The sequence below is a fragment of the Herbidospora cretacea genome (assembly GCF_001570605.1).
Lineage (GTDB): Bacteria > Actinomycetota > Actinomycetes > Streptosporangiales > Streptosporangiaceae > Herbidospora > Herbidospora cretacea.
Genome location: NZ_BBXG01000007.1, coordinates 141,146 through 164,733, shown reverse-complemented (window position 1 = coordinate 164,733; position 23,588 = coordinate 141,146). Strand labels below are relative to the sequence as shown.

25 protein-coding genes are annotated in these 23,588 nt (G+C 69.7%); 16 read left to right on the top strand and 9 right to left on the bottom strand.

Annotated features, from left to right (window positions below; all coding sequences use genetic code 11):
* The first annotated feature begins 2 nt into the window (after positions 1-2).
* Positions 3-878, top strand: coding sequence for a sugar kinase (locus AW270_RS15270; RefSeq protein ID WP_061294993.1), 876 nt, complete (start codon positions 3-5; stop codon positions 876-878).
* Here AW270_RS15270 and AW270_RS15265 read toward each other — a convergent pair.
* Complete coding sequence (locus AW270_RS15265; protein WP_169807320.1) at positions 861-3,212, bottom strand: GcvT family protein; 2,352 nt, start codon at positions 3,210-3,212, stop codon at positions 861-863. The genes AW270_RS15270 and AW270_RS15265 overlap by 18 nt on opposite strands.
* A 75-nt stretch (positions 3,213-3,287) precedes the next feature.
* On the opposite strand from AW270_RS15265, the gene AW270_RS15260 reads away from it, so the two are divergent.
* Together AW270_RS15260 and AW270_RS15255 are read left to right on the top strand one after the other, a co-directional pair.
* Positions 3,288-4,193: a phosphotransferase gene (locus tag AW270_RS15260; RefSeq protein ID WP_061294992.1), complete on the top strand. Its 906-nt coding sequence runs from the start codon at positions 3,288-3,290 to the stop codon at positions 4,191-4,193.
* Positions 4,194-4,223: 30 nt separating this feature from the next.
* On the top strand, positions 4,224-5,738 hold the full coding sequence (locus AW270_RS15255) for an amino acid permease (RefSeq protein ID WP_061294991.1): 1,515 nt from the start codon (positions 4,224-4,226) through the stop codon (positions 5,736-5,738).
* Here AW270_RS15255 and lipB read toward each other — a convergent pair.
* The 3 genes from lipB to AW270_RS15240 form a co-directional block, all read right to left on the bottom strand.
* The gene (gene lipB / locus AW270_RS15250; RefSeq protein ID WP_061294990.1) at positions 5,731-6,366 is read right to left on the bottom strand and encodes a lipoyl(octanoyl) transferase LipB; all 636 of its coding nucleotides are present in this window, start codon (positions 6,364-6,366) and stop codon (positions 5,731-5,733) included. The genes AW270_RS15255 and lipB overlap by 8 nt on opposite strands.
* A 15-nt stretch (positions 6,367-6,381) precedes the next feature.
* Complete coding sequence (locus AW270_RS15245) at positions 6,382-6,576, bottom strand: PspC domain-containing protein (RefSeq protein WP_082801605.1); 195 nt, start codon at positions 6,574-6,576, stop codon at positions 6,382-6,384.
* Between the two features lie 86 nt (positions 6,577-6,662).
* Positions 6,663-7,076 carry a nuclear transport factor 2 family protein gene (locus AW270_RS15240; protein ID WP_218009230.1) on the bottom strand — a complete coding sequence of 138 codons (414 nt, stop codon included), beginning with the start codon at positions 7,074-7,076 and terminating at the stop codon, positions 6,663-6,665.
* 80 nt (positions 7,077-7,156) lie between these two features.
* Between AW270_RS15240 and AW270_RS15235 the strand changes: the two genes are divergently transcribed.
* Entirely contained in the window at positions 7,157-7,708 is a 552-nt protein-coding gene (locus tag AW270_RS15235) for an SbtR family transcriptional regulator (protein WP_061294988.1), read from the top strand.
* On the opposite strand, the gene AW270_RS15230 is transcribed toward AW270_RS15235, so the two are convergent.
* Both AW270_RS15230 and AW270_RS15225 read right to left on the bottom strand, forming a co-directional pair.
* Positions 7,705-8,697, bottom strand: coding sequence for a lysylphosphatidylglycerol synthase transmembrane domain-containing protein (locus AW270_RS15230; RefSeq protein ID WP_157522001.1), 993 nt, complete (start codon positions 8,695-8,697; stop codon positions 7,705-7,707). The two genes, AW270_RS15235 and AW270_RS15230, sit on opposite strands and share 4 nt — an antisense overlap.
* Positions 8,694-9,602, bottom strand: a complete 909-nt coding sequence (locus tag AW270_RS15225; RefSeq protein WP_061294986.1) for an ABC transporter permease — start codon at positions 9,600-9,602, stop codon at positions 8,694-8,696. Before AW270_RS15225 ends, AW270_RS15230 begins: the two co-directional genes overlap by 4 nt.
* A gap of 72 nt (positions 9,603-9,674) precedes the next feature.
* Between AW270_RS15225 and AW270_RS15220 the strand changes: the two genes are divergently transcribed.
* Together AW270_RS15220 and AW270_RS15215 are read left to right on the top strand one after the other, a co-directional pair.
* Positions 9,675-10,265, top strand: coding sequence for a TetR/AcrR family transcriptional regulator (locus AW270_RS15220; RefSeq protein ID WP_061294985.1), 591 nt, complete (start codon positions 9,675-9,677; stop codon positions 10,263-10,265).
* A gap of 34 nt (positions 10,266-10,299) precedes the next feature.
* On the top strand, positions 10,300-10,878 hold the full coding sequence (locus AW270_RS15215; protein WP_218009229.1) for an LURP-one-related family protein: 579 nt from the start codon (positions 10,300-10,302) through the stop codon (positions 10,876-10,878).
* Between the two features lie 104 nt (positions 10,879-10,982).
* Here AW270_RS15215 and AW270_RS15210 read toward each other — a convergent pair whose 3' ends face one another.
* Positions 10,983-11,702: a PIN domain-containing protein gene (locus tag AW270_RS15210; RefSeq protein ID WP_061294984.1), complete on the bottom strand. Its 720-nt coding sequence runs from the start codon at positions 11,700-11,702 to the stop codon at positions 10,983-10,985.
* Positions 11,703-11,759: 57 nt separating this feature from the next.
* Between AW270_RS15210 and AW270_RS15205 the strand changes: the two genes are divergently transcribed.
* From AW270_RS15205 to AW270_RS15160, 10 genes are all read left to right on the top strand, one after another.
* Positions 11,760-12,182 carry an NUDIX hydrolase gene (locus tag AW270_RS15205; protein ID WP_061294983.1) on the top strand — a complete coding sequence of 141 codons (423 nt, stop codon included), beginning with the start codon at positions 11,760-11,762 and terminating at the stop codon, positions 12,180-12,182.
* 169 nt (positions 12,183-12,351) lie between these two features.
* The gene (gene rho / locus AW270_RS15200) at positions 12,352-13,413 is read left to right on the top strand and encodes a transcription termination factor Rho (protein ID WP_082801570.1); all 1,062 of its coding nucleotides are present in this window, start codon (positions 12,352-12,354) and stop codon (positions 13,411-13,413) included.
* A 10-nt stretch (positions 13,414-13,423) separates the two neighbouring features.
* Entirely contained in the window at positions 13,424-15,778 is a 2,355-nt protein-coding gene (hrpB, locus tag AW270_RS15195) for an ATP-dependent helicase HrpB (RefSeq protein WP_245674722.1), read from the top strand.
* 281 nt (positions 15,779-16,059) lie between these two features.
* Entirely contained in the window at positions 16,060-16,824 is a 765-nt protein-coding gene (locus AW270_RS15190) for an SCO4651 family lipoprotein (RefSeq protein WP_061294980.1), read from the top strand.
* A gap of 64 nt (positions 16,825-16,888) precedes the next feature.
* Complete coding sequence (locus AW270_RS15185) at positions 16,889-17,182, top strand: hypothetical protein (RefSeq protein WP_061294979.1); 294 nt, start codon at positions 16,889-16,891, stop codon at positions 17,180-17,182.
* A 31-nt stretch (positions 17,183-17,213) separates the two neighbouring features.
* Positions 17,214-18,065 carry an SPFH domain-containing protein gene (locus AW270_RS15180; protein ID WP_061294978.1) on the top strand — a complete coding sequence of 284 codons (852 nt, stop codon included), beginning with the start codon at positions 17,214-17,216 and terminating at the stop codon, positions 18,063-18,065.
* On the top strand, positions 18,058-18,240 hold the full coding sequence (locus tag AW270_RS15175; RefSeq protein WP_061294977.1) for a type II toxin-antitoxin system antitoxin: 183 nt from the start codon (positions 18,058-18,060) through the stop codon (positions 18,238-18,240). Before AW270_RS15180 ends, AW270_RS15175 begins: the two co-directional genes overlap by 8 nt.
* 57 nt (positions 18,241-18,297) lie before the next feature.
* Positions 18,298-19,596: an amidase gene (locus AW270_RS15170; protein ID WP_061295294.1), complete on the top strand. Its 1,299-nt coding sequence runs from the start codon at positions 18,298-18,300 to the stop codon at positions 19,594-19,596.
* A gap of 82 nt (positions 19,597-19,678) precedes the next feature.
* Entirely contained in the window at positions 19,679-20,767 is a 1,089-nt protein-coding gene (locus AW270_RS15165) for a helix-turn-helix domain-containing protein (RefSeq protein WP_245674721.1), read from the top strand.
* Positions 20,764-21,297 (top strand): PIN domain-containing protein, encoded by a 534-nt coding sequence (locus tag AW270_RS15160; protein WP_061294975.1) that lies wholly within the window; start codon positions 20,764-20,766, stop codon positions 21,295-21,297. Before AW270_RS15165 ends, AW270_RS15160 begins: the two co-directional genes overlap by 4 nt.
* A 3-nt stretch (positions 21,298-21,300) precedes the next feature.
* Here AW270_RS15160 and AW270_RS15155 read toward each other — a convergent pair whose 3' ends face one another.
* On the bottom strand, positions 21,301-22,164 hold the full coding sequence (locus AW270_RS15155) for an aldehyde dehydrogenase family protein (RefSeq protein WP_061294974.1): 864 nt from the start codon (positions 22,162-22,164) through the stop codon (positions 21,301-21,303).
* Entirely contained in the window at positions 22,161-23,588 is a 1,428-nt protein-coding gene (locus AW270_RS15150; protein ID WP_061294973.1) for an aldehyde dehydrogenase family protein, read from the bottom strand. Before AW270_RS15150 ends, AW270_RS15155 begins: the two co-directional genes overlap by 4 nt.

Genomic DNA, 23,588 nt, shown 5'->3' with positions numbered 1-23,588 from the left:
GTATGACCGAACTGTTCACGCTCGGCGAGGTGCTGGGCGTCGTGACCGCCGACCGGATCCGGCACGACATGTCCGCCCGGCTCGACCTGGAGGGCCCGGAGCTGACCGTGGCGGTCGGCCTGGCCCGGCTCGGGCACTCGGTGGCCTACGTCGGCCGGGTCAGCGACGACGAGATCGGGGTCCGCACCTCGACGGTGTTGCGTGGCGAGGGCGTGGACGTCTCCCACATGCGCGTCGACGAGACCGCCGCCAGCGGCCTGGCCCTGCGCCAGCGCCGGATCGGCCGGGTCGCGCACGCCGTCTTCTACCGCGAGGGCTCGGCCGGGTCGCGGTTGTCGACGGGTGACGTGCCGACGGCCCTCCAGGACGCCCGCATCCTCCACGTCTCCGGCATCACCCCGGCGCTGAGCGGGTTCGCGTGGAGCGCCGTCCACCACGCGGTGAAGCTGGCCAGGGACGCCGGAGTGCTCGTCTCGGTCGACGTGAACCACCGGGCGAACCTGTGGGACAGCGTGGAGGAGGCCCGCGAGGGCCTGCGCGAGCTCTCCGCCTCGGCCGACATCCTCTTCGCCAACCAGGACGAGCTCAGCCTGGTCGAGCCCGCCCTCGCGCGGGTGCCCGAACTCGTGGTGATGCGCGGGAGCAAGGGCGCGAGCGCCACGGTCGAGGGTTTCCGGTACGACACCCAGGCCGCCCCCGTGACGGTCGTCGACGCCACCGAGGTCGGCGGCGCGTTCGTGGCCGGTTACCTGAGCGCCCACCTCGACGGGGTCCACCCCTCCGACCGCCTCAAGCGCGGCATCGCGGTCGCGGCGTTCGCCGTGGCCAGCCACTCGACCTGGCAGGGCCTGCCCAACCGCTCAGAACTGCCCCCGTGATCTCACCCTGAGGTTCGCCGGATCGTAGACGGGGCCGCCGCGATGGACGGAGGCCCCCGTCCAGCCGCCGTTCACGCCGACCTCCACCCTGGTCACGCCCTTGGGCAGGTAGGCGTAGGCGATCGAGGTGTCGGTCCGGTGGCCGTAGCCGCCCGAGGTGACCCGCGAGGCCGGCGCCCCGTCGACCCGCACCGGCTCGCCGCCGAGGCAGACCTCCGACGGGTCGTCGACGACGAGGCAGGCGAGTTCGACCGCCGATTCGGTGCGGGGAAGCGTCTTCCTGACGGCGAAGCCCAGCCCGGCCTCGAACGGGGTCGTCTCCGGCGTGATGTCGGAGCCCCAGACCCGGTAGCCCTTCTCCAGTCTCATCGACTCGATCGCCTTGTAGCCGCCGGGCCGCAGCCCGAGCGGGGCCCCGGCCTCCATCAGCGTGTCCCACAGGGTCAGCCCGAACTCGACCGGCGTGTAGAGCTCCCAGCCGTACTCCCCGACGAAGGTCACCCGCTGGGCGCGGACCGGCACATAGCCGACGCTGATCTCCCGCGACTGCATGTAGCCGAAGCCCAGGTCGTCGCCGGTCAGGCTGCTCAGGATGTCGTGGGAGGCCGGTCCCCACAGGCAGTAGCAGGCGTGGGCCGAGGTCACGTCGGTGACGTCGACGCCGTTCCGGCGCAGCAGCGCCGCGTCGTGGCCGCCGAAGGCGGTGCCCGTCACCAGCCGGAACCAGTCGTCGCCGAGGCGGGTGATCGTGACGTCGGCGTCGATGCCGCCGCGCGCGTTGAGCAGCTGGGTGTAGACGACCGTGCCGACCGGGCGGTCGAGGTCGTTCCCGGCCAGCGCCTGGAGCGGCTCGAAGCCGCGCAGGTCGAACTTGGCGAACGAGGTCTGGTCGAACAGCCCGGCCGCGTTGGCAGTGGCCAGGCACTCCTCCCGGACCGCCGGCGACCAGATCCGCCCGGCCCAGCCCTTCGGCCGCGGCGCGTCAGTGGTGGCCGCACCGTACCAGTTGACCCGCTCCCAGCCGGCCTTCTCGCCGAACTCCGCGCCCAGCTCGGCGTGCCGGGCATAGGCGGGCGAGCGCCGCAGCGGGCGAGCGGCGAGGCGCTCCTGACCCGGGTAGACGATGTCGTAATAGGCGCTGTACGAGTCCAGCACCTTCGCCCGCGCCCACGCCGCAGACCGGGCTTGCGGCCCGAAGCGCGTGACGTCCATGGCGAACATGTCGTATTCGGGGGCCCCGTCGACGATCCACTCGGCGGTCACCTTGCCCACGCCCCCGGCGGCGGCCAGGCCGTGCACGCAGAAACCGGCGGCGACCCAGAGGCCGCGTACCGAGGTCTCCCCGAGCAGGAACTCCCCGTCGGGGGTGAACGCCTCGGGCCCATGAACGACCTTGACGATCTCGCCGCGTTCGCGCAGGTGGGGCAGGCGTTTGACGGCCGACGTCCACGACTCCTCGAACTTCGGCATGTCGGGCTCGAACAGGAACCGGCGCTCCCGGAGCGGGTGGGGCTCGTCCCAGACCTGCGGGGTGCGGACGTAGCCGCCGACCAGGATGCCGCCGCCCTCCTCGCGGAAGTAGACGATGTTGTCGGGGTCGCGGACCGTGGGCATGCCGTCCGGAACCCCGGTCGATTCGGTCACGACGTATTGGTGCTTGATCGGCACGATCGGAAGATCCACCCCGGCCATCCGCCCGATCACCCCGGACGCCGCCCCGGCCGCGTTGACGACCGTCTCGGTCCGGATGACGTGATCGCCCACGCGCACTCCGGCGATGCGGCCGTTCTCCACCGACAGCCCGGTGACCGTCACCCCGGTGAAGATCCGCACCCCGAGTCTCCGGGCGCCCTCGGCGAGCGCCTGGGCCAGCCGCGCCGGGTCGAGCCAGCCGTCGCCGGGCAGCCAGAGTGCGGACAGCACGTCGTCGGTCTCCAGCAGCGGCAGCCGCTCCTTGGCCTGGGCGCCGGTCAGAAGTTCCAGGTCGAGCCCGTAGGTCTCGGCCGCGCCGGCCTGCCGGACGAGCTCCTCGTGCCGCTCGGGCGTGGTCGCGAGCCGGAGCCCGCCGACGCCGTGCCAGCCGGGGTCGAGGCCGGTGAGATCGCGGAGTTCGGGGTACAAACCAGCCGAGTACATGATCATGCGGGTCTGGGTGACCGTCGAGCGGAGCTGCCCGACGAAGCCCGCCGAGTGCCAGGTCGTCCCCTCGGTCAGGTCGTGCCGCTCGACGAGGACGACGTCCTGCCAGCCGAGCCGGGCCAGGTGGTAGGCGACCGAACACCCGGCCACCCCGCCCCCGACGACGACCGCGCGGGCGTCTGCGGGAAGTTGCACCATCGGTACCGTCCTGTAACAACTGACGCCCAAAATGCGATCAATGGTCTAAACGTAGACCAAAAGGAGCAGCGCATGCCAGATCCCGTCGCGGACGCGCTGGGTCTGGTCGCGTCCTGGGCCGGACGGCCCGTCACGCACACGCGGATCAAGGGCGGCCTGAGCCACTACATCGCCCGGGTGGAGACCGACGAGGGCGACCGCTGGCTGCTGCGCGTGCTCGATCCGAAGATCGCCGCGACCGGGCTCGGCCTCCCCCTCGACCAGGAGATCGCCAACACCGTGGTCGCCGCCGGGACCGGCGTGGGCGCCCGGGTGCTGCACGAACTGCCGGGCGCGCTGATCCTGGAGTACATCGACGGCGTGACGCTCGACGCCCCCGCCGTCCGCGACCGGATCGCCGGCATCGCGGCGGCCTGCAAGGCGCTCCACGCGGGCCCGCGCTTCGCCAACGACTTCTCGATCTTCCGCAAGTACGAGGCCTTCACCGCCCTGTGCCGGGAGCACGGCCTGCCGGCCCCCGCCGGTTACTTCGAGTGGGCCGGGACCGTCCACGCGATCGAAGAGACCCTGGCGAAACGCCACATAACGGACGTACCCTGCCACAACGACCTGCTCCCCGAGAACTTCATCGAGGCGCACGGCCGGGTCAGAATCGTCGACTACCAGCTCTCCGGCAACAACGACCCCTGCTTCGAACTGGGCGACATCGCCGCCGAGGCCTCCTTCGACCCCGACGACGTCGAACGGCTCACCCGAGCCTATTTCGGCACCCACGACGAGGCGCTGATCGCCCGTGTGCGACTGAACGCGATCATGTCCAATCTGACCTGGACACTCTGGTTCGTCGTGCACCACGGCCTGGTCGCCCAGCAGCGCGACTTCGACTACAACGCCGAAGCCGCGACCAAGTTCGCCAAGGCGACGGGCGATCTCACGGACCCCGGCTTCGGATCCCTCATGGACGCCGCTGGCCGGTAATCCCCCCAAGCACGGCATGAGGAGGCCTCAATGGCTCAATCCCTCGACGAGGACGCCAAACGGCTGGCGGAACTCGGCTACAAGCAGGAGCTGTCCCGGACCTGGAGCGGCTTCTCCAACTTCGCGATCTCCTTCTCCATCATCTCGATCCTGGCCGGCTGCTTCACCACGTTCGGCCAGGCGTGGAACAACGGCGGCCCCATCGCCATCTCGTGGGGCTGGCCGATCATCTCGATCTTCATTCTGATCATCGGCTTGTGCATGTCGGAGCTGGTGTCGGCCTATCCCACGGCGGGCGGCATCTACTGGTGGGCCGCGAAGATGGGCAAGCCGATCCACGGCTGGTTCACCGGCTGGTTCAACCTGATCGGCCTGGTGGCGGTGACCGCGTCGGTCGACTACGGCTGCGCGACCTTCCTGAACATCACCCTGAACCGGTTCGTCGGTCTTGAGGTCTCGCTGACGACGACGTTCATCCTGTTCGCGGTCGTCCTGGCACTGCACGCCCTCATCAACGTCTACAGCCACCGGCTGATCGCGCTGCTCCAGAACGTCTCGGTCTGGTGGCACGTATTCGGTGCGGCGATCATCGTGCTGATTCTGATCTTCGGTCCGGACTCGCACCAGTCCTTCTCATTCGTCTTCACCGAGACGATCAACAACTCGGGCTTCAGCGACAGCAGCTTCTGGTTCTATGTACTGCCGCTGGGCTTCCTGCTCACCCAGTACACGATCACCGGATTCGACGCCTGTGCCCACGTGTCGGAGGAGACCCAGGGCGCGTCCATGTCCGCAGCGCGCGGCCTCTGGCAGTCAATCTTCTATTCGGCGATCGGCGGCTGGATCCTGCTGCTGGCGTTCCTGTTCGCTGCTACCGACGTCGACGCGATCAGTGCCTCTAAGGTCCCCGTCGCAACCATTTTCGACACCGCCCTGTCGGGCAACCTCGCCAACGCGATCCTGGCGATCTCCACGATCGGCCAGTTCTTCTGCGGTATGAGCTGTGTGACCTCGATGTCACGCATGACCTACGCGTTCTCCCGGGACGGTGCCGTTCCTGGGTGGCGGCTCTGGTCCAGGGTGGACCGGAACCGGACACCGGTGAACGCGATCATCCTCGGCTGCGTCGCGGCCCTGGTGCTGACCCTGCCCGCCCTTTACGAGGCGCCCGGTGGCGCGCCGCTGGCGTTCTACGCGGTCGTCTCCGTCGCGGTCATCGGGCTCTACATCGCCTTCGCGATCCCGATCTACCTGCGGTTGCGGATGGGCGACCGGTTCCAGCCCGGCCCGTGGACGCTCGGGCGCAAGTACAAGGTGATGAGCTGGATCGCGATCATCGAGATCGCGATCGTGTCGATCTACTTCATCATGCCGCTGGTCCCCGCCGGCGTGCCGTTCAGCGCTGACTTCACCTGGACGGCGGTGAATTTCGCACCCATCGTCGTCGGGGTGATGGTGCTCGGCGTCGGCCTGTGGTGGGCGCTGTCGGCCCGCCACTGGTTCACCGGCCCCCGCAGGACCGTGGACGAGGAATCGGTCAGCTAGCTTCGAAGGCCGCCGCCACGGCGGCGGCCACCGTCGCCATGTCGCCGGTGTGGGTCTCGCGGGAGACCGAGGTCATGTCGACGTCGGGCATCCCGCAGGGCACCGCCAGGTCCCACGGAGTGAGGTCGCCGTCGACGTTGATGGCGAAGCCGTGGCTGGTCACGCCCTTGGAGGCGCGCATGCCGATGGAGACGATCTTCCGGGCGGTGGCGCGGGTCCAGACCCCGGTGAGCAGTTCGGAGCCGGGCGGGGTGTCGCGCCGCTCGGCCTCGACGCCGACCGCGGCGAGGGCGTCGACCAGCCGGAGTTCCACCTCGCGGATGTAGTCGACGACCCCCTCTCCGGTGCGCAGCTTGACGATCAGATAACCGACGAGCTGCCCGGGGCCGTGGTAGGTGAGCTGCCCGCCCCGGGTGGTCGTCACCACGGGGATCCCGTGGGAGGGGTCGGGCAGGTGTTCTGTCAGGGTCCGCCGGCCGACCGTGAACACCTTCGGGTGGCTGAGGAGCCACAGGGTGTCGGGTCGGCGATCCTCCTGCCGGTCGGCGATGAGTTCGTCCATGGTGGCCATGGCCTTCTCGTAGTCGACCAGCTCATCGTGGATCAGGGTCAGCGGCCGTGCGTCCATGGAACCGAGGATAGGTCAGTGGTGCGCGTACTTCTGCGCGGGTGCCTTGGGGAAGAGCACCCACATGATCAGGTACGCCACGAACTGCGGGCCGGGGAGGATGCAGGAGGCGACGAACAGCAGACGGACGACCGTCGGGGACATGTTGTAGCGCTCGGCGATGCCGCCGCAGACCCCGGCGATCATCTTGTGGTGACGGGATCGGTGCATCAGGAGTTCCTCCATCGTGTGGTTCGGTTATCCGGCTCAACGAACCGGCAAATAGCCCCGTTCCACCACGAACCCTGAGAAAACCCCTAGGTGACGAGGAGTGCCATCGCCGCCGGGTTCTGGTACTCCCGCCAGAGCGCCACTTTCCCGTCCGTCACCCTCACGACCACGGCGAACGGCGCCGCCGCCCGCATCCCGTCGGCTTCCCGGACCCCTTCGATCTCGTATTCGACGACGGCCACCTCGGGGTCGGCCGTCTCGTGGACGACCACGTCCCGCACGTCGGTGAACGTGACGCGCGCCCGCAGCGCCTCCCGCTGCGGCACCACTCCGGCCGCGAACGCCTGCCGCCCTTCGACGCGCCGGGGCGCGCCCGGCGGGGCGAACGGGCTCTCCACCACCCCGTCGTCGGCCAGGAAGTGTTCGAGGCCGGGGGCGGCGGGGGTCAGCAGGTGGTCGCGGAATCGTTCGAACGCCTCGCGAGGTCCGGTCAGCAGCACGCTGGACTCCTAACATGAGTGGCGACTCACTTTGTCTGGCCTAAATTATGAGTCACCACTCACCTTGTCAATGAGAGCCGATGCCCGAACCTCCTCTGCGCGCCGACGCCCGGCGCAACCGGGCCCGCATCCTGGCCGCCGCCGCCGAGGTCTTCGACGCCCTGGGGACGTCCGCGTCCACCGAGGAGGTCGCCCGGTCGGCGGGGGTCGCGATCGGGACCGTCTTCCGCCACTTCCCGACCAAGGCCGACCTGCTCGCCGCGCTGATGAAGGACGTCCAGGAGCGGCTGGCCGTCCGGGCCGCGACGCTGGCCGCCGAAGGAGACGGGCAGGCGCTGTTCACGTTCTTCGCCGAGGTCGTCGACCACGCGGCGGGCGCGCGCACGGTCGTCCACCTGCTCGCCGCCGGCGGCACCGACGTGGGGGTCGACCGCCAGGTGGCGGGGCTGGGCGGGGTCGTGGAGGTGCTGCTCGCGCGGGCGCGGGAAGCCGGCACGGTGCGGGCCGGCGTGGCGGCCGACGAGGTCACCGCGCTGCTGACCGCCGCCTGCCACGGCGCGCTGGCCGCCGGATGGACCCCCGACCTGCGCCGCCGCACGGTGGCCCGGCTGCTCGACGGGCTGCGCCCCTAGGGGGCGGCGTGCCGGTCGGAGGGCGGATAGGCGAACGGGCTCAGCGCCGCCCCGAACCTGACCAGCCCTCCGACGAGGGTCCTGCGGATCGAGTCGTGCAGGAGGATCCACGCGATCCAGCCCAGGACGAGGTTCATCCAGTAGGACACCAGCCGGTAGAGCAGCACGACCGCCGCCGCCTGCCCGCCCGACATCCCGGCTGCGATGTACGTCGCCGCCATCCCCACCTCGGCCACCCCGAGACCGCCCGGCACCACCGCGAGCGCGGCGGCCGTCTTGGCCGCCACGAAGCCCAGCAGGACCGTGTGGGGGTTGGCGGTCGCCTCGATGGCGACGCAGACCGCCCCCAGGCTGATCACGTCGAGCACCCAGTTCAGCAGCGCCAGATGGGCCAGCCGGAAGTGGTCGCGCCGGGTCCCGCCGACGGTGGCGAAGGTGGCCCGCAACTGCCCGGCGACCTTGGGCATCCGGTCGATCAGATGCCCCGCCTTGAAGACGAGGACGCCGAGCACGACCACCGCGCCGAGCGCGATCAGCGTGATCACCCGGGTCCCCGGAGAGAAGACCAGCGCCACCAGCGCCAGCAGCCCGAACGTCGCCCCGGAGTAGCCGGCCGCCAGCACCAGCACCGCCGCGATCAGCCGCTTCCCGGCCCCGAGCTTGGCGAACACCTGGGTCGTGTACGCCACCGACACCACCGGCCCGGCGGGCAGCGACCCCGCCACGGCGTTCCTGGCGAAGGTCACCGCGAGGATGCGCGGCCGGGAGACCGTGACCCCGCCGAGCGCCAGCAGCCGGCGGAAGAACCGGGCGAAGACGACCATCGCCAGCACCTGGAACGCCGCCGCCACCATCAGCCAGTTGGAGTCGGCCGCGGTGATCACGTCCCACACCTCGGACGGCGCCGGCAGGGCCTCCCGCAGCGTGAGGTACGCCAGCACGGCCAGCCCCGCCATGGCCGGCCATTTCAACCGGCGAATCAACCTCACCCCACGAATGATGCACCTCTGACCTGAGACCTCGCTGAGAGGGTCAGGGTCAAGCCAACCGCGGCCCAACCCGCCATGACCAGCAGCGGCATCCCGAGAGCCGCTCCGTCGAAGAACACGACGTTCCTGATGGCGGCCGATCCCTGCCCCACCGGGAGGAAGCTCCCGACCGCCGCGTACCACTCGGGAATGAACCGCGCCCCGAGCGGCCCGCCGCTGGCCGGCACCCCGATCACCACGAAGAGCAGACCGGCGAGCCCCGCGCCCGCCGTCCCGATGAGCCGCACCAGCCCCGAGACGACCAGCCCGAGCGTGATCACGACCGCCGCCGAGACCCCCGCCAGCCCGAGGAACGCCCCGGGCAGCGCGCCGAACACGACGTCGCCGAGCCACGCGTTGGCCAGCCCGGCGGTGACCCCGGCCAGCACGACGGCCCCGATGCCCGGCAGCGCCTTCTCCCGGCCCGCCGCCACGCCGATGGCGATGCCCGGGACGACCAGCCCGATCACGAAGAACATCCCGGCGATCCCGCCCTGGTCACCGGGCGGCAGCGGATGCGCGTCCTCCACGGTCAGCGGCGCGGCGGCGGTGAACACCGAGGTGATGACCGTCGACGCCGACCGGCTCGCCGCGCTCGCCACCACCAGCTTCTGCTGCTGCGGCAGCAGCACCGCGTCGACCTCGCGCCCGCCGAGCGCCTCCCGGGCGGCGGCCTCGTCGGCGTAGCCGGTGAGCTCGAACTTGCCGTCGAGCTTCTGGGCCATCTGCGCGAGGGCCTGCGGCGGCCCGACGACGCCGACCGGCACGTCGTGGGGCTCGGGCGCGTGCAGCGCCCCGACGAACGACCCGACGAAGAACATCCCGATGAGCGTGGCCAGCACCACGGCCGGGATCAGCCTCTTCATGATTTCTCCCATTGATGACTTCAACGCTGTTGAGTTCAACATAGATGAATTCAACATGGTTGAATAGTCCCCATGGAGACAGGAAAGACCGGCCGCCGCACCGGCTCGACCCAGACGAGAGACGCGATCCTGGAGGCCGCCATCGCCTCCTTCACCGAGTCCGGCTACGCCGCCACCACGATCCGCGGCGTCGCCCGCGCCGCCGACGTCGACCCGGCCCTGGTCATGCACTTCTTCGGCAACAAGGACGGCCTCTTCGACGCCGCCCTGCGCGGCGCCATGCCGATCGAGGAACTCGCGTCGGTCCTGGCGGGCGACCTCTCCTCGCTGGGTGTACGACTGACGCGCCGCTACCTGGAGGTCTGGGAGAGCCCCGAGACCGGCCCCAGAATCCGCGCCATCGTCGGCTCCATAGCCACCACACCCGCCGCGGCCCAGATCATGCGCGACTTCATGGGCGGCGCCCTGGCCGCCCCGCTGGCCAAGAACCTCCCCGGGCAACACCCCGACCGCCGCGCGATCCTGGCCGCCGCCCAGCTCATGGGCTTGGCCTTCGCCCGCTACGTCCTGGCCGTCGAGCCCCTGGCGAGCATGACCGTCGACGAACTGACGATCTCCGTAGGCCCGTCCGTCCAGCGCTATCTGACAGGGGATCTTGGGTAATAGGGTGGAAAAAGCCCTGAAAACGGAGGTTCTTGTGGACGCGACGGTCCTCCAGACCCACTCGAAGCTGATCCTTCGCCAGAAGATCACCCCGATGGTCAACCGCTACGTGGTGAGCACGGAGTCACCCGACGGCTCCGAGGGCTCGGTGGTCGCGTTCGCCGAACAGAAACGCCTGACCCTCAAGGAACAGGTGACCTTCTACACCGACGAGTCCCGCGCCGAGGCCCTCGCCTCCTTCAAGGCGCGGAAGGTGATCGACCTCGCGAGCGGCTACGACGTGGTCGACGCCTCCGGCACGTCGATCGGCATGTTCCGCAAGGACTTCGGCAAGTCGCTGCTCCGCTCGACGTGGCACGTCCAGCAGCCGGGCCTGCCGACGTACACGGGAACGGAACGCCGGCTGTCGGTGGCCTTGTTAAGGCGCTTCGCCGACTCCCTGGAGTGGCTGCCCTACCACTTCGACTTCAGCGTGGGCGCGTCGATCGCGTTCTCGGTCGACCGCAAGTGGGGCCTGCGCGACCGATACGCCATCGAGATCAACGACCCAAGGCTGGACCGCCGCCTGGTCATCGCCATGGCGGTGGCGCTCGACGCCCTGCAGTCGAGGTGAGCGGTTTCAGGCAATAAAAAAACCCGGCCCACAAGGGAACCGGGTGGTGTTACTTCGATTGTAGCTGATCGTTTGCTGTGCGTGGCGAGTTTCTGAGTGATCCGTCACCAGTCAGGCGGGCGGGTGTAGTTGGCGACCGGGTCGGGCAGTTGGTGAGCGAAGAAGTCCGCGCTGGTCAGCTGCCGCCACCAGTGACCGCCGACACCCGCGTCAGCCTGGTCCCGCAACGCTCCGGCCAGGCGGCCGGGCGCCGGATTCACCAGCCCCACCGGCACAAGGTCCCGCACCTTCTGGATGGGGAAACGGAGGTCGCTGTCGTTGGAGATGACCACCGCGCCGTCGACGACTCCGGTGAAGACATCGAGGATGAGATGAGAAGCGACATTGACGTCGGAGCCCTTCTCCTCCCGATTCGCGAAGGACCCCATGAAGACCGCTTTGTCCATGTGTCTTCCGTTCTCGTCCTGAATCATTAGCGGCCATTGCGGCACCACCAGTTGAGGACGGCCTCTGGCATCCTCAACGGCCAGCGGAGCTTTCTTGACGCGAGCCACGTAATGGCCGTATTCGATGTGGTCGACGCTGCCGTGAGCGAGCAGTGCTTTCAGATATCTGTCCTGATCAGCCTGCCGAGAAGGATCTGTCGCCCCGTCGATGCGGGCCGTGCAGTACACGACACGTTCGATGTGCGCCCGTCGCTGCTGAATCAGCGAGTGGGCGAGAGCTCGGATATCGAGCCAGCGCCATCCTGGTGTGCCTCGCCCGCATGTGGCGCGGCCCCCGTAGTAGAGATTGAATCCGTCGACGTAAACCCCGATACGCATAGGCGGGAAGTTAGCAATTTTCGGTCTAGTACATGTACTGAACCAGGATATCCGGCCATGAACCATGAACGTGAGCACCGGCAGGCGGCGCGAGGTCGAGTGCGGGCGGTTCTCTTCACGCCGGATGGACAACTGCTGACGATCAAGCGGGTGCGGCCGGGCCAGCCGCCTTACTGGGTCTTCCCCGGCGGCGGCGTCGAGCCCGGCGACGCCGGCCTGGAAGAGGCGCTGCTGCGGGAGGTCCGTGAGGAGCTCGGCGGGACCGCTGTCATCGAGTCGATCTTCCACGTCACCCCGGGAGAGCACTTCTACCTGGGCCGGATCGACACCTGGGATCCCGCCCTCAGAAACGGGCCCGAGTTCGCCGACCCCACCCGCGGCGAGTACGTCATCGAGCCCGTCCCCCTCGACCGGCTGGCCCGCATCGACCTGCGGCCCGAGGAGGTCGCGAGGCTGGTGGCCCAGCGGTTCGGGCGCTGATCCGGAAAAAGTCAGGGAACACCCGCGAGCCTCTCCGTGTTACCGTGACATCGGGACCGCGTGTTTCTGGCCGCTGAGCGGCGCACGTTCCCGGAACTCACTCTGATTCGCCGAAGGCGTCCCACAGGGCCTTCGTGGCCTGCCTTCCCGTGCTCCCAAGGAGCTCATCATGGCAACCCCCCTCGTTCGCCGTACCCGAAAAGTGGGCGGCATCCTCGACGGCCGTCACCTGCGGGTCGACGGCTACCTTCGATCGTCCGAAGACGTCGCCGTCCCGCCCGAGCTGCTGAAAGGGCTCCGGCAGGGCGATGTCGTCCACGGCACCGCCCAGGGCGGCCGGCTCGTGTCCATCGACGCCGGGCCGCCTGCCGGCAGGCCGCATTTCGCGGACCTCACGCCCGTCCATCCGGAAGAGCGGCTCCGGCTGGAGACGGGCAAATCCGTTCTGTCCACGCGGGTGATCGACCTGCTGGCCCCCATCGGCAAGGGGCAGCGGGGGCTCATCGTGGCGCCGCCCAAGGCCGGGAAGACGCTGATCCTCAAGGCCATCGCCGACGCCGTCGCCACCAACCATCCTGACGTGCACCTCATGGTCGTTCTCGTCGACGAACGGCCGGAGGAGGTCACGGACATGCGGGAATCCGTGCGGGGCGAGGTCATCGCCTCGACGTTCGACCGGCCGCCTGCCGATCACATCGCCGTCGTGGAGCTCGCGATCGAGCGGGCCAAGAGGCTCGTCGAGGACGGGCACGACGTCGTGATGCTGATCGACTCGATCACCCGGGTCGGGAGGGCGTACAACATGACCCTGCCCGGCGGCGGGAAGACGCTCAGCGGCGGGATCGACGTGCGGGCCGTCCACCCGCCGAAGCGGGTGCTGGGCGCGGCGCGGAAGCTGCGCGAGGGCGGTTCGCTCACGATCATCGCGACGGCCCTGGTGGAGACCGGGTCGAAGATGGACGACAACCTCTTCGAAGAGTTCAAGAGCACCGGCAACATGGAGCTGCGGCTCAGCCGCGCCCTGTCGGAGCGGCGGGTCTTCCCCGCCGTCGACGTCACCGGGTCGAGCACCCGCCGGGAGGAGCTCCTCTTCGACGCCGCCGAGCTGCCGCTGGTCTGGCGGCTGCGCAAGGCGCTGCACAGCCACGAGAGTTACGAGCCGTTCCTGTCCAGGCTCAAGGACACCGGCTCCAACGCCGAGCTTCTCCTCGGCCTCGCCCAAGCGGCCTAAGCTGACGGGCGTGCTCCCGGTCACCGACGCCCTGCCACGGCTGCTGGCCGCCCTCGACGACGCCGGCGCGGCCGTGCTCACCGGGTCTCCGGGCAGTGGCAAGACCACGCTCGTCCCGCTCGCGCTGGCCCCCCGCAAGGTCGTGGTGGCCGAGCCCCGGCGGATCGCCGTCCGGGCCGCCGCGCGGCGGATGGCCTGGTCGCTGGGCCAGAAGGTGGGCGAGACGGTCGGCTACACCATTCGCGGCGAACGCCAGGTCTCGGCGAAGACCGCGATCGAGGTCGTGACGACCGGTGTCCTGCTCCAGCGGCTCCAGCGCGACCCCGAGCTCGACGGGGTCGACGTGGTCATCGTCGACGAGTGCCACGAGCGTCATCTCGACGCCGACACCACCCTGGCCTTTCTTCTGGACGTACGCGCGGCGCTCCGTCCCGACCTGCGGATCCTCGCCATGTCGGCCACCGCCGACGCGCCCCGGTGGGCCTCGCTCGTCGGCGGCCCCGTGGTCGAGGCCCTGGGCGCGGTCCACCCCGTGGAGACCGTCTGGGCGCCGCCGCCCCGGCCCGCGGTGATCTGGCCCCGGGTGGACGCGGCCTTCCTCTCCCATGTCGCGTCCGTCGTCCGCAGGGCCCACGCGGAGCACGACGGCGACGTGCTCTGCTTCCTGCCCGGTGTGGCCGAGCTCGGCGCGGTCGGGCGGCAGCTCGGCGATCTCCACGTCCTCCAGGTGCACGGCGGCTCGCCGGCGCAGGTCCAGGACGCGGCGCTCTCCCCCAGTGAGGAACGCCGGGTCATCCTGGCCACGTCCGTCGCCGAGTCGAGCCTGACCGTCCCCGGGGTGCGGATCGTGGTCGACTCCGGGCTGGCCCGCGAACCCCGGATGGACCACGCGCGAGGGCTGGGATCGCTGGTGACCGTCCCCGCGTCGAGGGCGGCGGCCACCCAGCGGGCCGGCCGGGCCGGGCGTGAGGGGCCGGGGGTCGTCTACCGGTGCTGGCCGGAGGCCGAGCGGCGGGCCGACCACCCGCAGCCCGAGATCGCGCTGGCCGACCTGACCTCGTTCGCCCTCCAGGCGGCGTGCTGGGGCTCCGAGCGGCTGTCGCTGCTCGACCAGCCGCCCGCCGGGGCGATGAAAGCGGCTCGGGAGACCCTCACGCTCCTCCAAGCGCTCGACGACGGCCAGGTCACCCCCCATGGGCGACGCATCGCCGCCGTCGGGGTGCACCCCCGGCTCGCCCGCGCGCTGCTGGACGGTGCGCCGGTGACCGGCGCCCGCAGGGCCGCCGAGATCGTGGCCCTGCTGTCCGGGCAGCTCCCCCGCGACGCCTCCGACGACCTCGTCACGGTCTGGCGGACCACCCGCACGCCGGAGGTCCGGCGCGAGGCCGAGCGGCTCACGCGTGAGGCGACCGCCCCGGAGGCCCCCCGCATCGCGCGGCTCACCGACGACCAGGCCGCCGGGATCGTCGTCGCCCTCGCCTATCCCGAGCGGGTGGCCCGGCGGCGGCCCGGTTCCGGGTTCGTCATGGCCTCCGGGACCGGGGCCGAGGTCCAGCAGGGCTCCCGCCTGGCCGAGGCCGAGTGGCTGGCCGTGGCGGTCGCCGACCGGGCCACCGGGCGGGCCGCCGCGCGGGTCCGCCAGGCCGCCGTCATCGACGAGGACACCGCGCTGATGTCGGGGCCGGTCACCGAGGACGACGAGATCGCCTGGCGGGACGGCGACGTCGTCGCCCGGCGGACGCGCAGGCTGGGGGCGATCGAGTTGTCGTCCAGGCCCCTGAAGAACGTGAACGTCGAGGAGGCCGTCAAGGAGGGCCTGCGGCTCGAAGGGCTGGGCCTGCTCAGGTGGACCCCGGCCGCTCAGTCCCTCAGGGAGAGGATGGAGTTCGCCCGCAGAGCGCTCGGCGACCCTTGGCCCGACGTCGAGCGGGGGCTGGTGGAGAGGCTGGACCTGACCAGGGTCCGCCGCCGCGCCGACCTGGCCGCCGTCGACGTCGCCGCCGCTCTGCGGGGGCTCGTTCCCTGGTCGGCACGGCTCGACGACGTCGTGCCGGAACGACTGGAGATTCCCACCGGCGCGCAGGTCCGGCTCGACTACAGCGGTGACCGGCCGGTGCTGGCGGCCAAAGTGCAGGAGCTCTTCGGGTGGACGGCGACCCCGGCCGTGGCGGGGGTGCCGGTCACGATCCACCTGCTCTCACCGGCGGGAAGACCGGTCGCCGTGACGGGGGATCTGGCGTCGTTCTGGCGGGAGGGCTACCGGCAGGTCCGGGCCGAGCTGCGGGGGCGTTATCCGAAGCATCCCTGGCCGGAGGACCCGCTGTCCGCACCGCCCACAGCCCGGACCAATCCCCGTCGTCGCTAGACGATCAGTCAAGATCCGGCGCTCATCGGTCAAGCGATCATCCGCGTAATTCCCCAAATGGACATTCCCCTACTTTTCGCCCATTTGCGCACTTACGGTGCTTGAGACAGCACAAATCGCATATAGGGGGACACATGCGACACGCTCGTCTTCGGCTCGCCGCTCTCGGCACGGCCTCGGCAGTGGTCTCGGCCGCTGCCTGGGTCGGGACGACGGCGGCATGGGCAACACCCGTACCGGACGTCCCCTCATCCGCACCCGCGGGGAGTCCTGAGCCGTCCTTGAGCCCATCAGGCTCGGAGAGCCCGTCCGCCAGCCCCACGACGACCGCCGAACCGGCGACGGCCCTGCAGGACGCTCTCACGAAGAGCGCCGAGGCCAAGACGGCGTCGGGCAGCATGCACTTCACCAGCAAGGGAAAGATCGACGCGCGCGGCACATGGGCCCGCCAGAACGAACCCCGACTCCTGACCGCGAAGGTCAACCAGCTCACGCTCAACGGCAAGCCCAACCCGGCGCAGCCGCAGATCATCGTCAACGGCGACAACGCCCTGGTGAACGGCGGCGGCCTGATCCCGAACCAGGGCAACACCTGGTGGCGGGTGCCGCTGGACAACCTGCCCGGTGAGCGCGGAAAGATGATCTCCGATCTGCTCACCAGCGGACGCCTCCAGGACCCCGCGACGATCAAGGAGATCGCGGCCGCGCACAAGGACGTCCAGAACGAGGGCGAGGAGGAGGTCGGCGGCCAGACCGTCACCCACTACAGCTCCAGCCTCGACACGCAGGAGGCGGCGCAGGCCGCCGGCCTGCCCACGCCGACGGCGTCGCCCGGCAACTGGCCGAAGACCCTGCGGGTGGACACCTGGGTCGACTCCTCGGGCATGGTCAAGCGGCAGCAGTTCCGCAACGAGGAAGGCGGGCAGCCGTTCAACCTGAACCTGACGGTCAAGGACTACGACAAGCCGGTCACCGTGCAGACTCCGCCGGCCGACCAGGTCAAGGAAGTCGACCAGCAGACCCTGAAGAACCTTCTGGGCGAGTAGCTCAGCAGCCCATCTAGACGCGCCCTCCCTCCGGGGAGGGCGCGTTTTGGCATGATCGCCGGTCATGAGCCAGTGGAGAGTCCTCATCGAGGAGAACGTCGGCAGCGCCAACCGCAAGGAGTGGCGCGTCTCGGACATCTACGAGGTCAAGGGCGAGCGGGCGGAGGCCAGGTCGATCGCGTACGAGCTCGCCGTGCGGCACGCCCCGCAGCATCCGATGAACCACGGAACCCGCAGCGTCTACCGCATCAGCGACGACGAGTACCTGACCACCGTCAAAGGGGCGACCGCGAAATATCACTACAGAGTCGTCGTGGCCGAGCTCTTGACCCTGGAGACCGTCGATGAGCTATCGTAGTGATATCACTTCGATAGTCAGGAGATAGCGCATGGAGCGAGAGGCCTACCGGATGAACGGGTTCGTCGTCCTGGTCGCGCTGCTCGTCGTGGCGGCCGCGCTGGTGCTGTTCGGCATGACCCAGGACGAGGCGTTCTTCATCGTGTGCGTGGTCGTGGCGGCGGTGATCGTGTTCCTCCCGGCGTCCGGGTTCGCGATCGTCAACCCCAACGAGGCCAAGGTCGTGCAGTTCTTCGGCCGCTACATCGGCACCGTCAAGACGGCCGGGTTCACCTGGACGGTCCCCTTCACCGAGAAGAACCGCATCAGCCTCCGCGTGCGCAACTTCGAGACCGCCAAGCTCAAGGTCAACGACGCCGACGGCAACCCCGTCGAGATCGGCGCGGTCGTCGTCTACCGGGTCGTCGACACCGCCAAGGCCTCGTTCTCGGTCGACGACTACGAGAACTTCGTCGCCATCCAGTCGGAGGCCGCCGTCCGGCACCTGGCGACGACGCATCCCTACGACTCCCACATCGAGGACCGCACCAGCCTCCGCGACGGCGCGACGGTCGCCGAGGAGCTCACCACCGAGCTCCGCGAGCGCACCGAGCTGGCCGGGATCGAGCTGCTGGAGGCCCGCATCACCCACCTGGCCTACGCCCCCGAGATCGCCCAGGCGATGCTGGTCCGCCAGCAGGCCGCCCAGGTCGTCGCCGCCCGGCGGCAGATCGTCGAGGGCGCGGTCGGCATGGTCCAACTCGCCCTCGACCGGCTGAGCGCCGAGCACGTCGTCGAACTCGACGAGGAGCGACGCGCCGCGATGGTCTCCAACCTCCTGGTCGTGCTGTGCGGCGACCGGGCGACCCAGCCGGTGGTCAACGCCGGCAGTCTGTATGCCTGACGAACGTCCCGCCAAGAAGGAGCCGAAGAAGCTCCTGCTGCGGCTCGACCCGGCCGTCCACGAGGCTCTCGCCAAGTGGGCGGCCGACGACCTCCGCAGCGTCAACGCGCAGATCGAATACGCGCTCCGCATGGCGCTCAGTCAGGCGGGACGGGCGCCGAAGAAGGTCGAGTAGGCATCGTCTTGGTTACGAGCCTTCAAATGGCGGGTGCGTCCGGTCCACACTCTGGACATGTCGTGGGCCGGACGCACCGCCGTGGAGATAGCCGACGCCGTGCGCGCCGGCGAGACGACCGCGGAACAGGTCGTGGCCGACCACCTTGAGGTCATCGCCGCACGTGACGGGGCCATCGGCGCCTTCCGGACCGTGCTGGCCGACACCGCGCTCGCCGAGGCGAAGGCGCTCGGGCACCGGCCCGGCCTGCCGCTGGCGGGGGTGCCGGTGGCCGTCAAGGACAACGTCGCCGTGGCCGGTCACACCGCCGCGAACGGCTCGCTCGCCTCACCGTCTGCCCCCGCCGCGGACGACCACCCCGTGGTGGCCCGGCTCCGCGCGGCGGGCGCGATCGTCATCGGCCTGACGAACGTCCCCGAACTCTGTCTGTACGCCCTCACCGAGACCCGCAACCCCTGGGACCCCACGCGGACGGCCGGCGGATCCTCCGGCGGCAGCGCCGCCGCCGTGGCGGCCGGGATGGTCCCGCTGGCCCTCGGGAACGACGGCCTGGGCTCCTTACGCATCCCCGGCGCGTGCTGCGGCGTGATGGCCCTCAAACCCGGACACGGCCTGATGGAGCCCCCGCCGCACGACTGGTTCGCGATGGCCGAGAACGGCCCCCTGGCCACCAGCGTCGACGACACGGTCCTGGCCCTGGCCGTGATGACGGGCACGCCGATCCTCCCCGAGGCCGAAGACCTGCGGATCGCGGTCGCCCCCAACCCGCTGCCCCCCGGCTTCTCGGTCGACCCCGAACTCCAGGACGCCGCCCGCGCCGCCGGGGCGACCCTGCGCGAGGCCGGCCACACGGTCGTCGACCACGGCCGCCGGTTCCCGGCGTCACTCGGCTGGTCGACCGTCGCCGCCTGGTACTCCTGCGCCGCCGCCGACGCCCACGACCTCGACGAGACCAGGCTCGAAGGGCGCACCCGCTCGATGGCCCGCACCGGCCGGCTGCTCCAGAAGGTCCGTCGCGACGGCTCCCGGGGCCGCGACGGCTGGCGCGCCAGCGGCGCCGACCTCTGGTTCGGCGAGGCCGACGTGCTGATCACCCCGACCGTCGCCCACCCGCCACCAGAAGTGCGGGGGATATCCCGCAGCCCCTGGGCCGAGATCAGGTTCGCCCCGCTGACCGGGGCGTGGAACATGGCGGGCTGGCCCGCCATGACGATCCCGTTCGGCCGGCACAGCTCGGGCCTGCCGATCGGCATCCAGCTCATCGCCCCACCGGACGGAGAGGGCATGCTGCTCAGCCTGGCGGGCCACCTGGAACGCGCCCGCCCGTGGCCGAGACACGCACCGCTTTTTAAATAGTTCGAATTACTTTAACACTTATGTCGACTGTTCTTTAATACTTCAGGTAGCCACAGTCTAAACAATGTGCGATTATCGCACTATGAAAGACCCGGAGCAGTGGGCGGATGTCGGTGAGCGCGTTCGCGAGAGCAGATTGGCGGCCTCGCTTTCGCAGGAGGAGCTCGCGCGCGCTCTGGGCCTCGATCGGACCATGGTCGCGAAGATCGAACTCGGCACACGGCGCATCGACGCGCTGGAGCTGATCCGGCTGTCCGATGTCCTGCGGGTTCCGCTCGACTACCTGATCAGTTCCCCACCGCCCGTCATCTCCCGCCGCGCCCAACTCTCCGAGGACACCGCGACGGATGCCGGCCGCCAAGCCTTTCGGCTGAGCGTGGGGCTTTCCGCCTGGCTGGCGGACATCCGGCAACTGATCGAAGTGGGACTTCTCGCGGTTCCCGCGATCAAGCGATACCCGAAGCCGGTCACAGATGTGACCAGCGCGCGTATGGCCGCACTTTGGGTTCGCCGGACGGTGGGTCTGGGGGACAGCCCCATCGAGTCGATGATTTCCGTTTCCGAACAGGTCGGGCAACTCGTCGCCGTGGTCGACCTTCCCGGGGACGGCGCTTCGGCGGTCGACGATGACCTCGCCGCCGCCGTGGTGAGCAGACACGCCGATCCCGGTCGCCGACGCGCGACGGCGGCCCACGAACTCGGGCATCTCATCATCGGAGATGAATACTCGACCGACCTCGGGGTCAGCGCCCCTCGCGGCGATCGCGAGGCGGTGGTCGACGCCTTCGCAGCCGAACTGCTGATTCCGACGTCCGTGTTCTCCACGCTCGACTCCGACAAGGTAAGGGAGCCCCTGGTTCGGATCGCCGCGCAGTACCGGGCATCCTGGTCACTGACGGTCCGGCAAGCCTGCGTCGCAGGTTTCGTCACCCGTGACACCGCCAACCTCCTGAAGCGGCGCAATCCCCCAGAGGCCGAACTCAAGGCGGCGATCGGCTGGAAGCCGCAGCCCGATCTGAATGAGATCAGAGTGCCGCCCAGCTATTTGGATGCCGTTTATGAGGCATATCAAAGACGGCTCGTCACAACATCGCGAGCATTGGAGATGATGCGCGGCGCTGTTCGGGCAGATGGTCTGCCCGATCTGGAGGAGGGCGACTCCGCTCCGTGACGCCGACTCCCCTCGTCTTCGACGCCCCCTGCCTGAATCACTTCGCCCTCGCCGATCGGTTCGACGTTCTGCGTGACCTGATGGTCGGAACTGAGTGCATGACCACGGAGATCGTCCGGGCGGAGATCCGTGACGGCCTGCCAGACCGTCCACTTCTTCGCAGTGTGCTCGACGCCGACTGGCTCGGGGTAGTCACCATCTCATCGAGGAAAGCCTTCGAAGACTTCGTCGAATGGACCCGGCGCATCGGTTCGACGCAGCGCGATCGTGGCGAGGCGAGCGTTTTCGCCGCGGCCGAGCGCGCAGGCGCGATATCGATCATTGACGATGCGGATGCGAAGAAAGTAGGCATCGCCCATGGGCTGAGGACCCACGGCACGGTCTGGCTGCTCGCCATGGCGTGCCGAGAGGGAAAACTCACCGAAGTCTCGGCCGGAAACATCATCGACGCGCTGATCGCCACAGGTATGCGACTGCCGTGTTCCGGTTCGTCCTTCGGTGAGTTCGCCCGTCGGCACGGCCTCTTATGAGGCCTAGATCCCGATCGGGTGCCAGACCGTCTTGGTCTCCAGGAACGCCGTCATCCGCGCCGTGCCCGGGTCGGCCGCCCAGTCGGTCTTGCCGCCCGGCCGCAGCACCCGCTTGAGGTTCTCCGCCGCCAGCTCCTCGCACTTCTGCGCCAGCTCGGCGTCGGCCCCGGTGAGGTCGAGACCGTTGACGTCCATGTGCCCGGCCATCCACGGGGCCATCTCGGCGGCCGACCCCGTCAGGATGTTGACCACCCCGCCCGGCAGGTCGGAGGTGGCCAGCACCTCGGCCAGGGTGATCGACGGCAGCGGCGCCCGCTCGGAGGCGATCACCACGCACGTGTTCCCCGTCACGATCACCGGCGCGATCACCGAGACGAGGCCGAACAGCGGCCCCATCGGCGGGGCCACGATCCCGACGACGCCGGTCGGCTCGGGCGTGGAGAGGTTGAAGTAGGGCCCGGCGACGGGGTTGGCCGATCCCCGCAGGGACGTGATCTTGTCGGACCACCCCGCGTACCAGACCAGCCGGTCGACGGCGGCGTCGACGAGTTCGCCGGCCTTCTTCCCCGACACCCCGTCGGCCTCGGCGACCTCCGAGACGAACTGCGCCCGGCGGCCCTCCAGCATCTCGGCGATCCGGTAGAGGATCTGCCCCCGGTTGTAGGCGGTCGCGGACGACCATCCCGGGAAGGCCTTCCGGGCGGCCGTGACGGCGTCCCGGAGGTCCTTGCGGGAGGCTTTGGACGCGTTGGCCAGAAACTCGCCCTTGGCGCCGGTCACGGCGTAGGACCTCCCGCTCTCCGAGCGTGGGAACGCACCGCCGATGTACAGCTTGTACGTCTTCCGCACCGACAGCCGCTCGCTCACGAGATCTCCTTCAGGTACGCCTCGAGCCCGTGGCGGCCGCCCTCACGCCCGTAGCCCGACTCCTTGAACCCACCGAACGGCGAGGTGGGATCGAACTTGTTGAACGTGTTGGACCAGACGACCCCGGCCCGCAGCCTGGACGCCATCCACAGCATCCGGGAGGCCTTCTCCGTCCACACTCCGGCCGACAGCCCGTAGGGCGTGTTGTTCGCCTTCTCGACGGCCTCGGCCGGGGTACGGAAGGTGAGCACTGACAGGACCGGCCCGAAGATCTCCTCACGGGCGATCCGGTGGGACTGCGAGACCCCGGTGAAGACGGTCGGCGGGAACCAGAACCCCTTGTCGGGCAGCGCGCAGGCCGGCGACCAGCGCTCGGCCCCCTCGCCCTCGCCCGAGTCGGACAGCTCGCGGATCTTGGCGAGCTGGGCGGCGGAGTTGATCGCGCCGATGTCGGTGTTCTTGTCGAGCGGGTCGCCGAGCCGCAGCGTGGACAGCCGCCGCTTCAGCGAGGCCATCAGCTCCTCGGCGATCGACTCCTGGACCAGCAGCCGCGACCCGGCGCAGCAGACGTGCCCCTGGTTGAAGAAGATGCCGGTCACGATGCCCTCGACGGCCTGGTCGAGGGCCGCGTCGTCGAAGACGATGTTGGCGGCCTTGCCGCCGAGTTCGAGCGTCACCTTCTTGGTCGTGCCGGCGACCGACTTCGCGATCAGCCGCCCGACCTCGGTCGAGCCGGTGAAGGCGACCTTGTCGACGTCGGGGTGGCCGACGACGGCGGCGCCGGTCTCCCCCGCGCCGGTGACGATGTTGACCACGCCGGGCGGCAGGTCGGCCTGCTGGCAGATCTCGGCGAACAGCAGCGCGGTCAGCGGCGTGGTCTCGGCGGGCTTCAGCACGACGGTGTTGCCGCAGGCCAGCGCGGGCGCGATCTTCCAGGCCAGCATCAGCAGCGGGAAGTTCCACGGGATGACCTGCCCGGCGACGCCGAGCGGGGTGGTGCCGTAGCCGGCGTACTGGAGCTTGTCGGCCCAGCCCGCGTAGTAGAAGAAGTGGGCCGCGACCAGGGGCAGGTCGACGTCACGCGACTCGCGGATGGGCTTGCCGTTGTCGATCGACTCCAGCACGGCCAGCTCGCGGGCGCGCTCCTGGATGATCCGGGCGATCCGGAACAGGTACTTGGCCCGCTCGGAGCCGGGCAGCGCCGACCAGACCCCGAAGGCCTTGCGGGCGGCCTGGACGGCCCGGTCGACGTCGGCCTCGGTCGCGGTCGCGACCTCGGCCAGGGTCTCCTCGGAGGCGGGGTTGATCGTCTTGAAGGGGGTCCCCGACCCGTCGACGAATTCGCCGTTGATGAACAGCCCGTACGACGGTCTGATGTCGACGACGTCGCGCGACTCGGGCGCCGGTGCGTACTCGAAGATCAT

Coding starts and splice junctions, on each gene's coding strand:
- AW270_RS15270 (WP_061294993.1), top strand. CDS start 3: ATGACCGAACTGTTCACGCTCGGCGAGGTGCTGGGCGTCGTGACCGCC.
- AW270_RS15260 (WP_061294992.1), top strand. CDS start 3,288: ATGCCAGATCCCGTCGCGGACGCGCTGGGTCTGGTCGCGTCCTGGGCC.
- AW270_RS15255 (WP_061294991.1), top strand. CDS start 4,224: ATGGCTCAATCCCTCGACGAGGACGCCAAACGGCTGGCGGAACTCGGC.
- lipB (WP_061294990.1), bottom strand. CDS start 6,366: ATGGACGCACGGCCGCTGACCCTGATCCACGATGAGCTGGTCGACTAC.
- AW270_RS15245 (WP_082801605.1), bottom strand. CDS start 6,576: ATGCACCGATCCCGTCACCACAAGATGATCGCCGGGGTCTGCGGCGGC.
- AW270_RS15235 (WP_061294988.1), top strand. CDS start 7,157: ATGCCCGAACCTCCTCTGCGCGCCGACGCCCGGCGCAACCGGGCCCGC.
- AW270_RS15225 (WP_061294986.1), bottom strand. CDS start 9,602: ATGAAGAGGCTGATCCCGGCCGTGGTGCTGGCCACGCTCATCGGGATG.
- AW270_RS15220 (WP_061294985.1), top strand. CDS start 9,675: ATGGAGACAGGAAAGACCGGCCGCCGCACCGGCTCGACCCAGACGAGA.
- AW270_RS15210 (WP_061294984.1), bottom strand. CDS start 11,702: ATGCGTATCGGGGTTTACGTCGACGGATTCAATCTCTACTACGGGGGC.
- AW270_RS15205 (WP_061294983.1), top strand. CDS start 11,760: ATGAACCATGAACGTGAGCACCGGCAGGCGGCGCGAGGTCGAGTGCGG.
- rho (WP_082801570.1), top strand. CDS start 12,352: ATGGCAACCCCCCTCGTTCGCCGTACCCGAAAAGTGGGCGGCATCCTC.
- AW270_RS15185 (WP_061294979.1), top strand. CDS start 16,889: ATGAGCCAGTGGAGAGTCCTCATCGAGGAGAACGTCGGCAGCGCCAAC.
- AW270_RS15180 (WP_061294978.1), top strand. CDS start 17,214: ATGGAGCGAGAGGCCTACCGGATGAACGGGTTCGTCGTCCTGGTCGCG.
- AW270_RS15175 (WP_061294977.1), top strand. CDS start 18,058: ATGCCTGACGAACGTCCCGCCAAGAAGGAGCCGAAGAAGCTCCTGCTG.
- AW270_RS15170 (WP_061295294.1), top strand. CDS start 18,298: ATGTCGTGGGCCGGACGCACCGCCGTGGAGATAGCCGACGCCGTGCGC.
- AW270_RS15165 (WP_245674721.1), top strand. CDS start 19,679: ATGAAAGACCCGGAGCAGTGGGCGGATGTCGGTGAGCGCGTTCGCGAG.
- AW270_RS15150 (WP_061294973.1), bottom strand. CDS start 23,588: ATGATCTTCGAGTACGCACCGGCGCCCGAGTCGCGCGACGTCGTCGAC.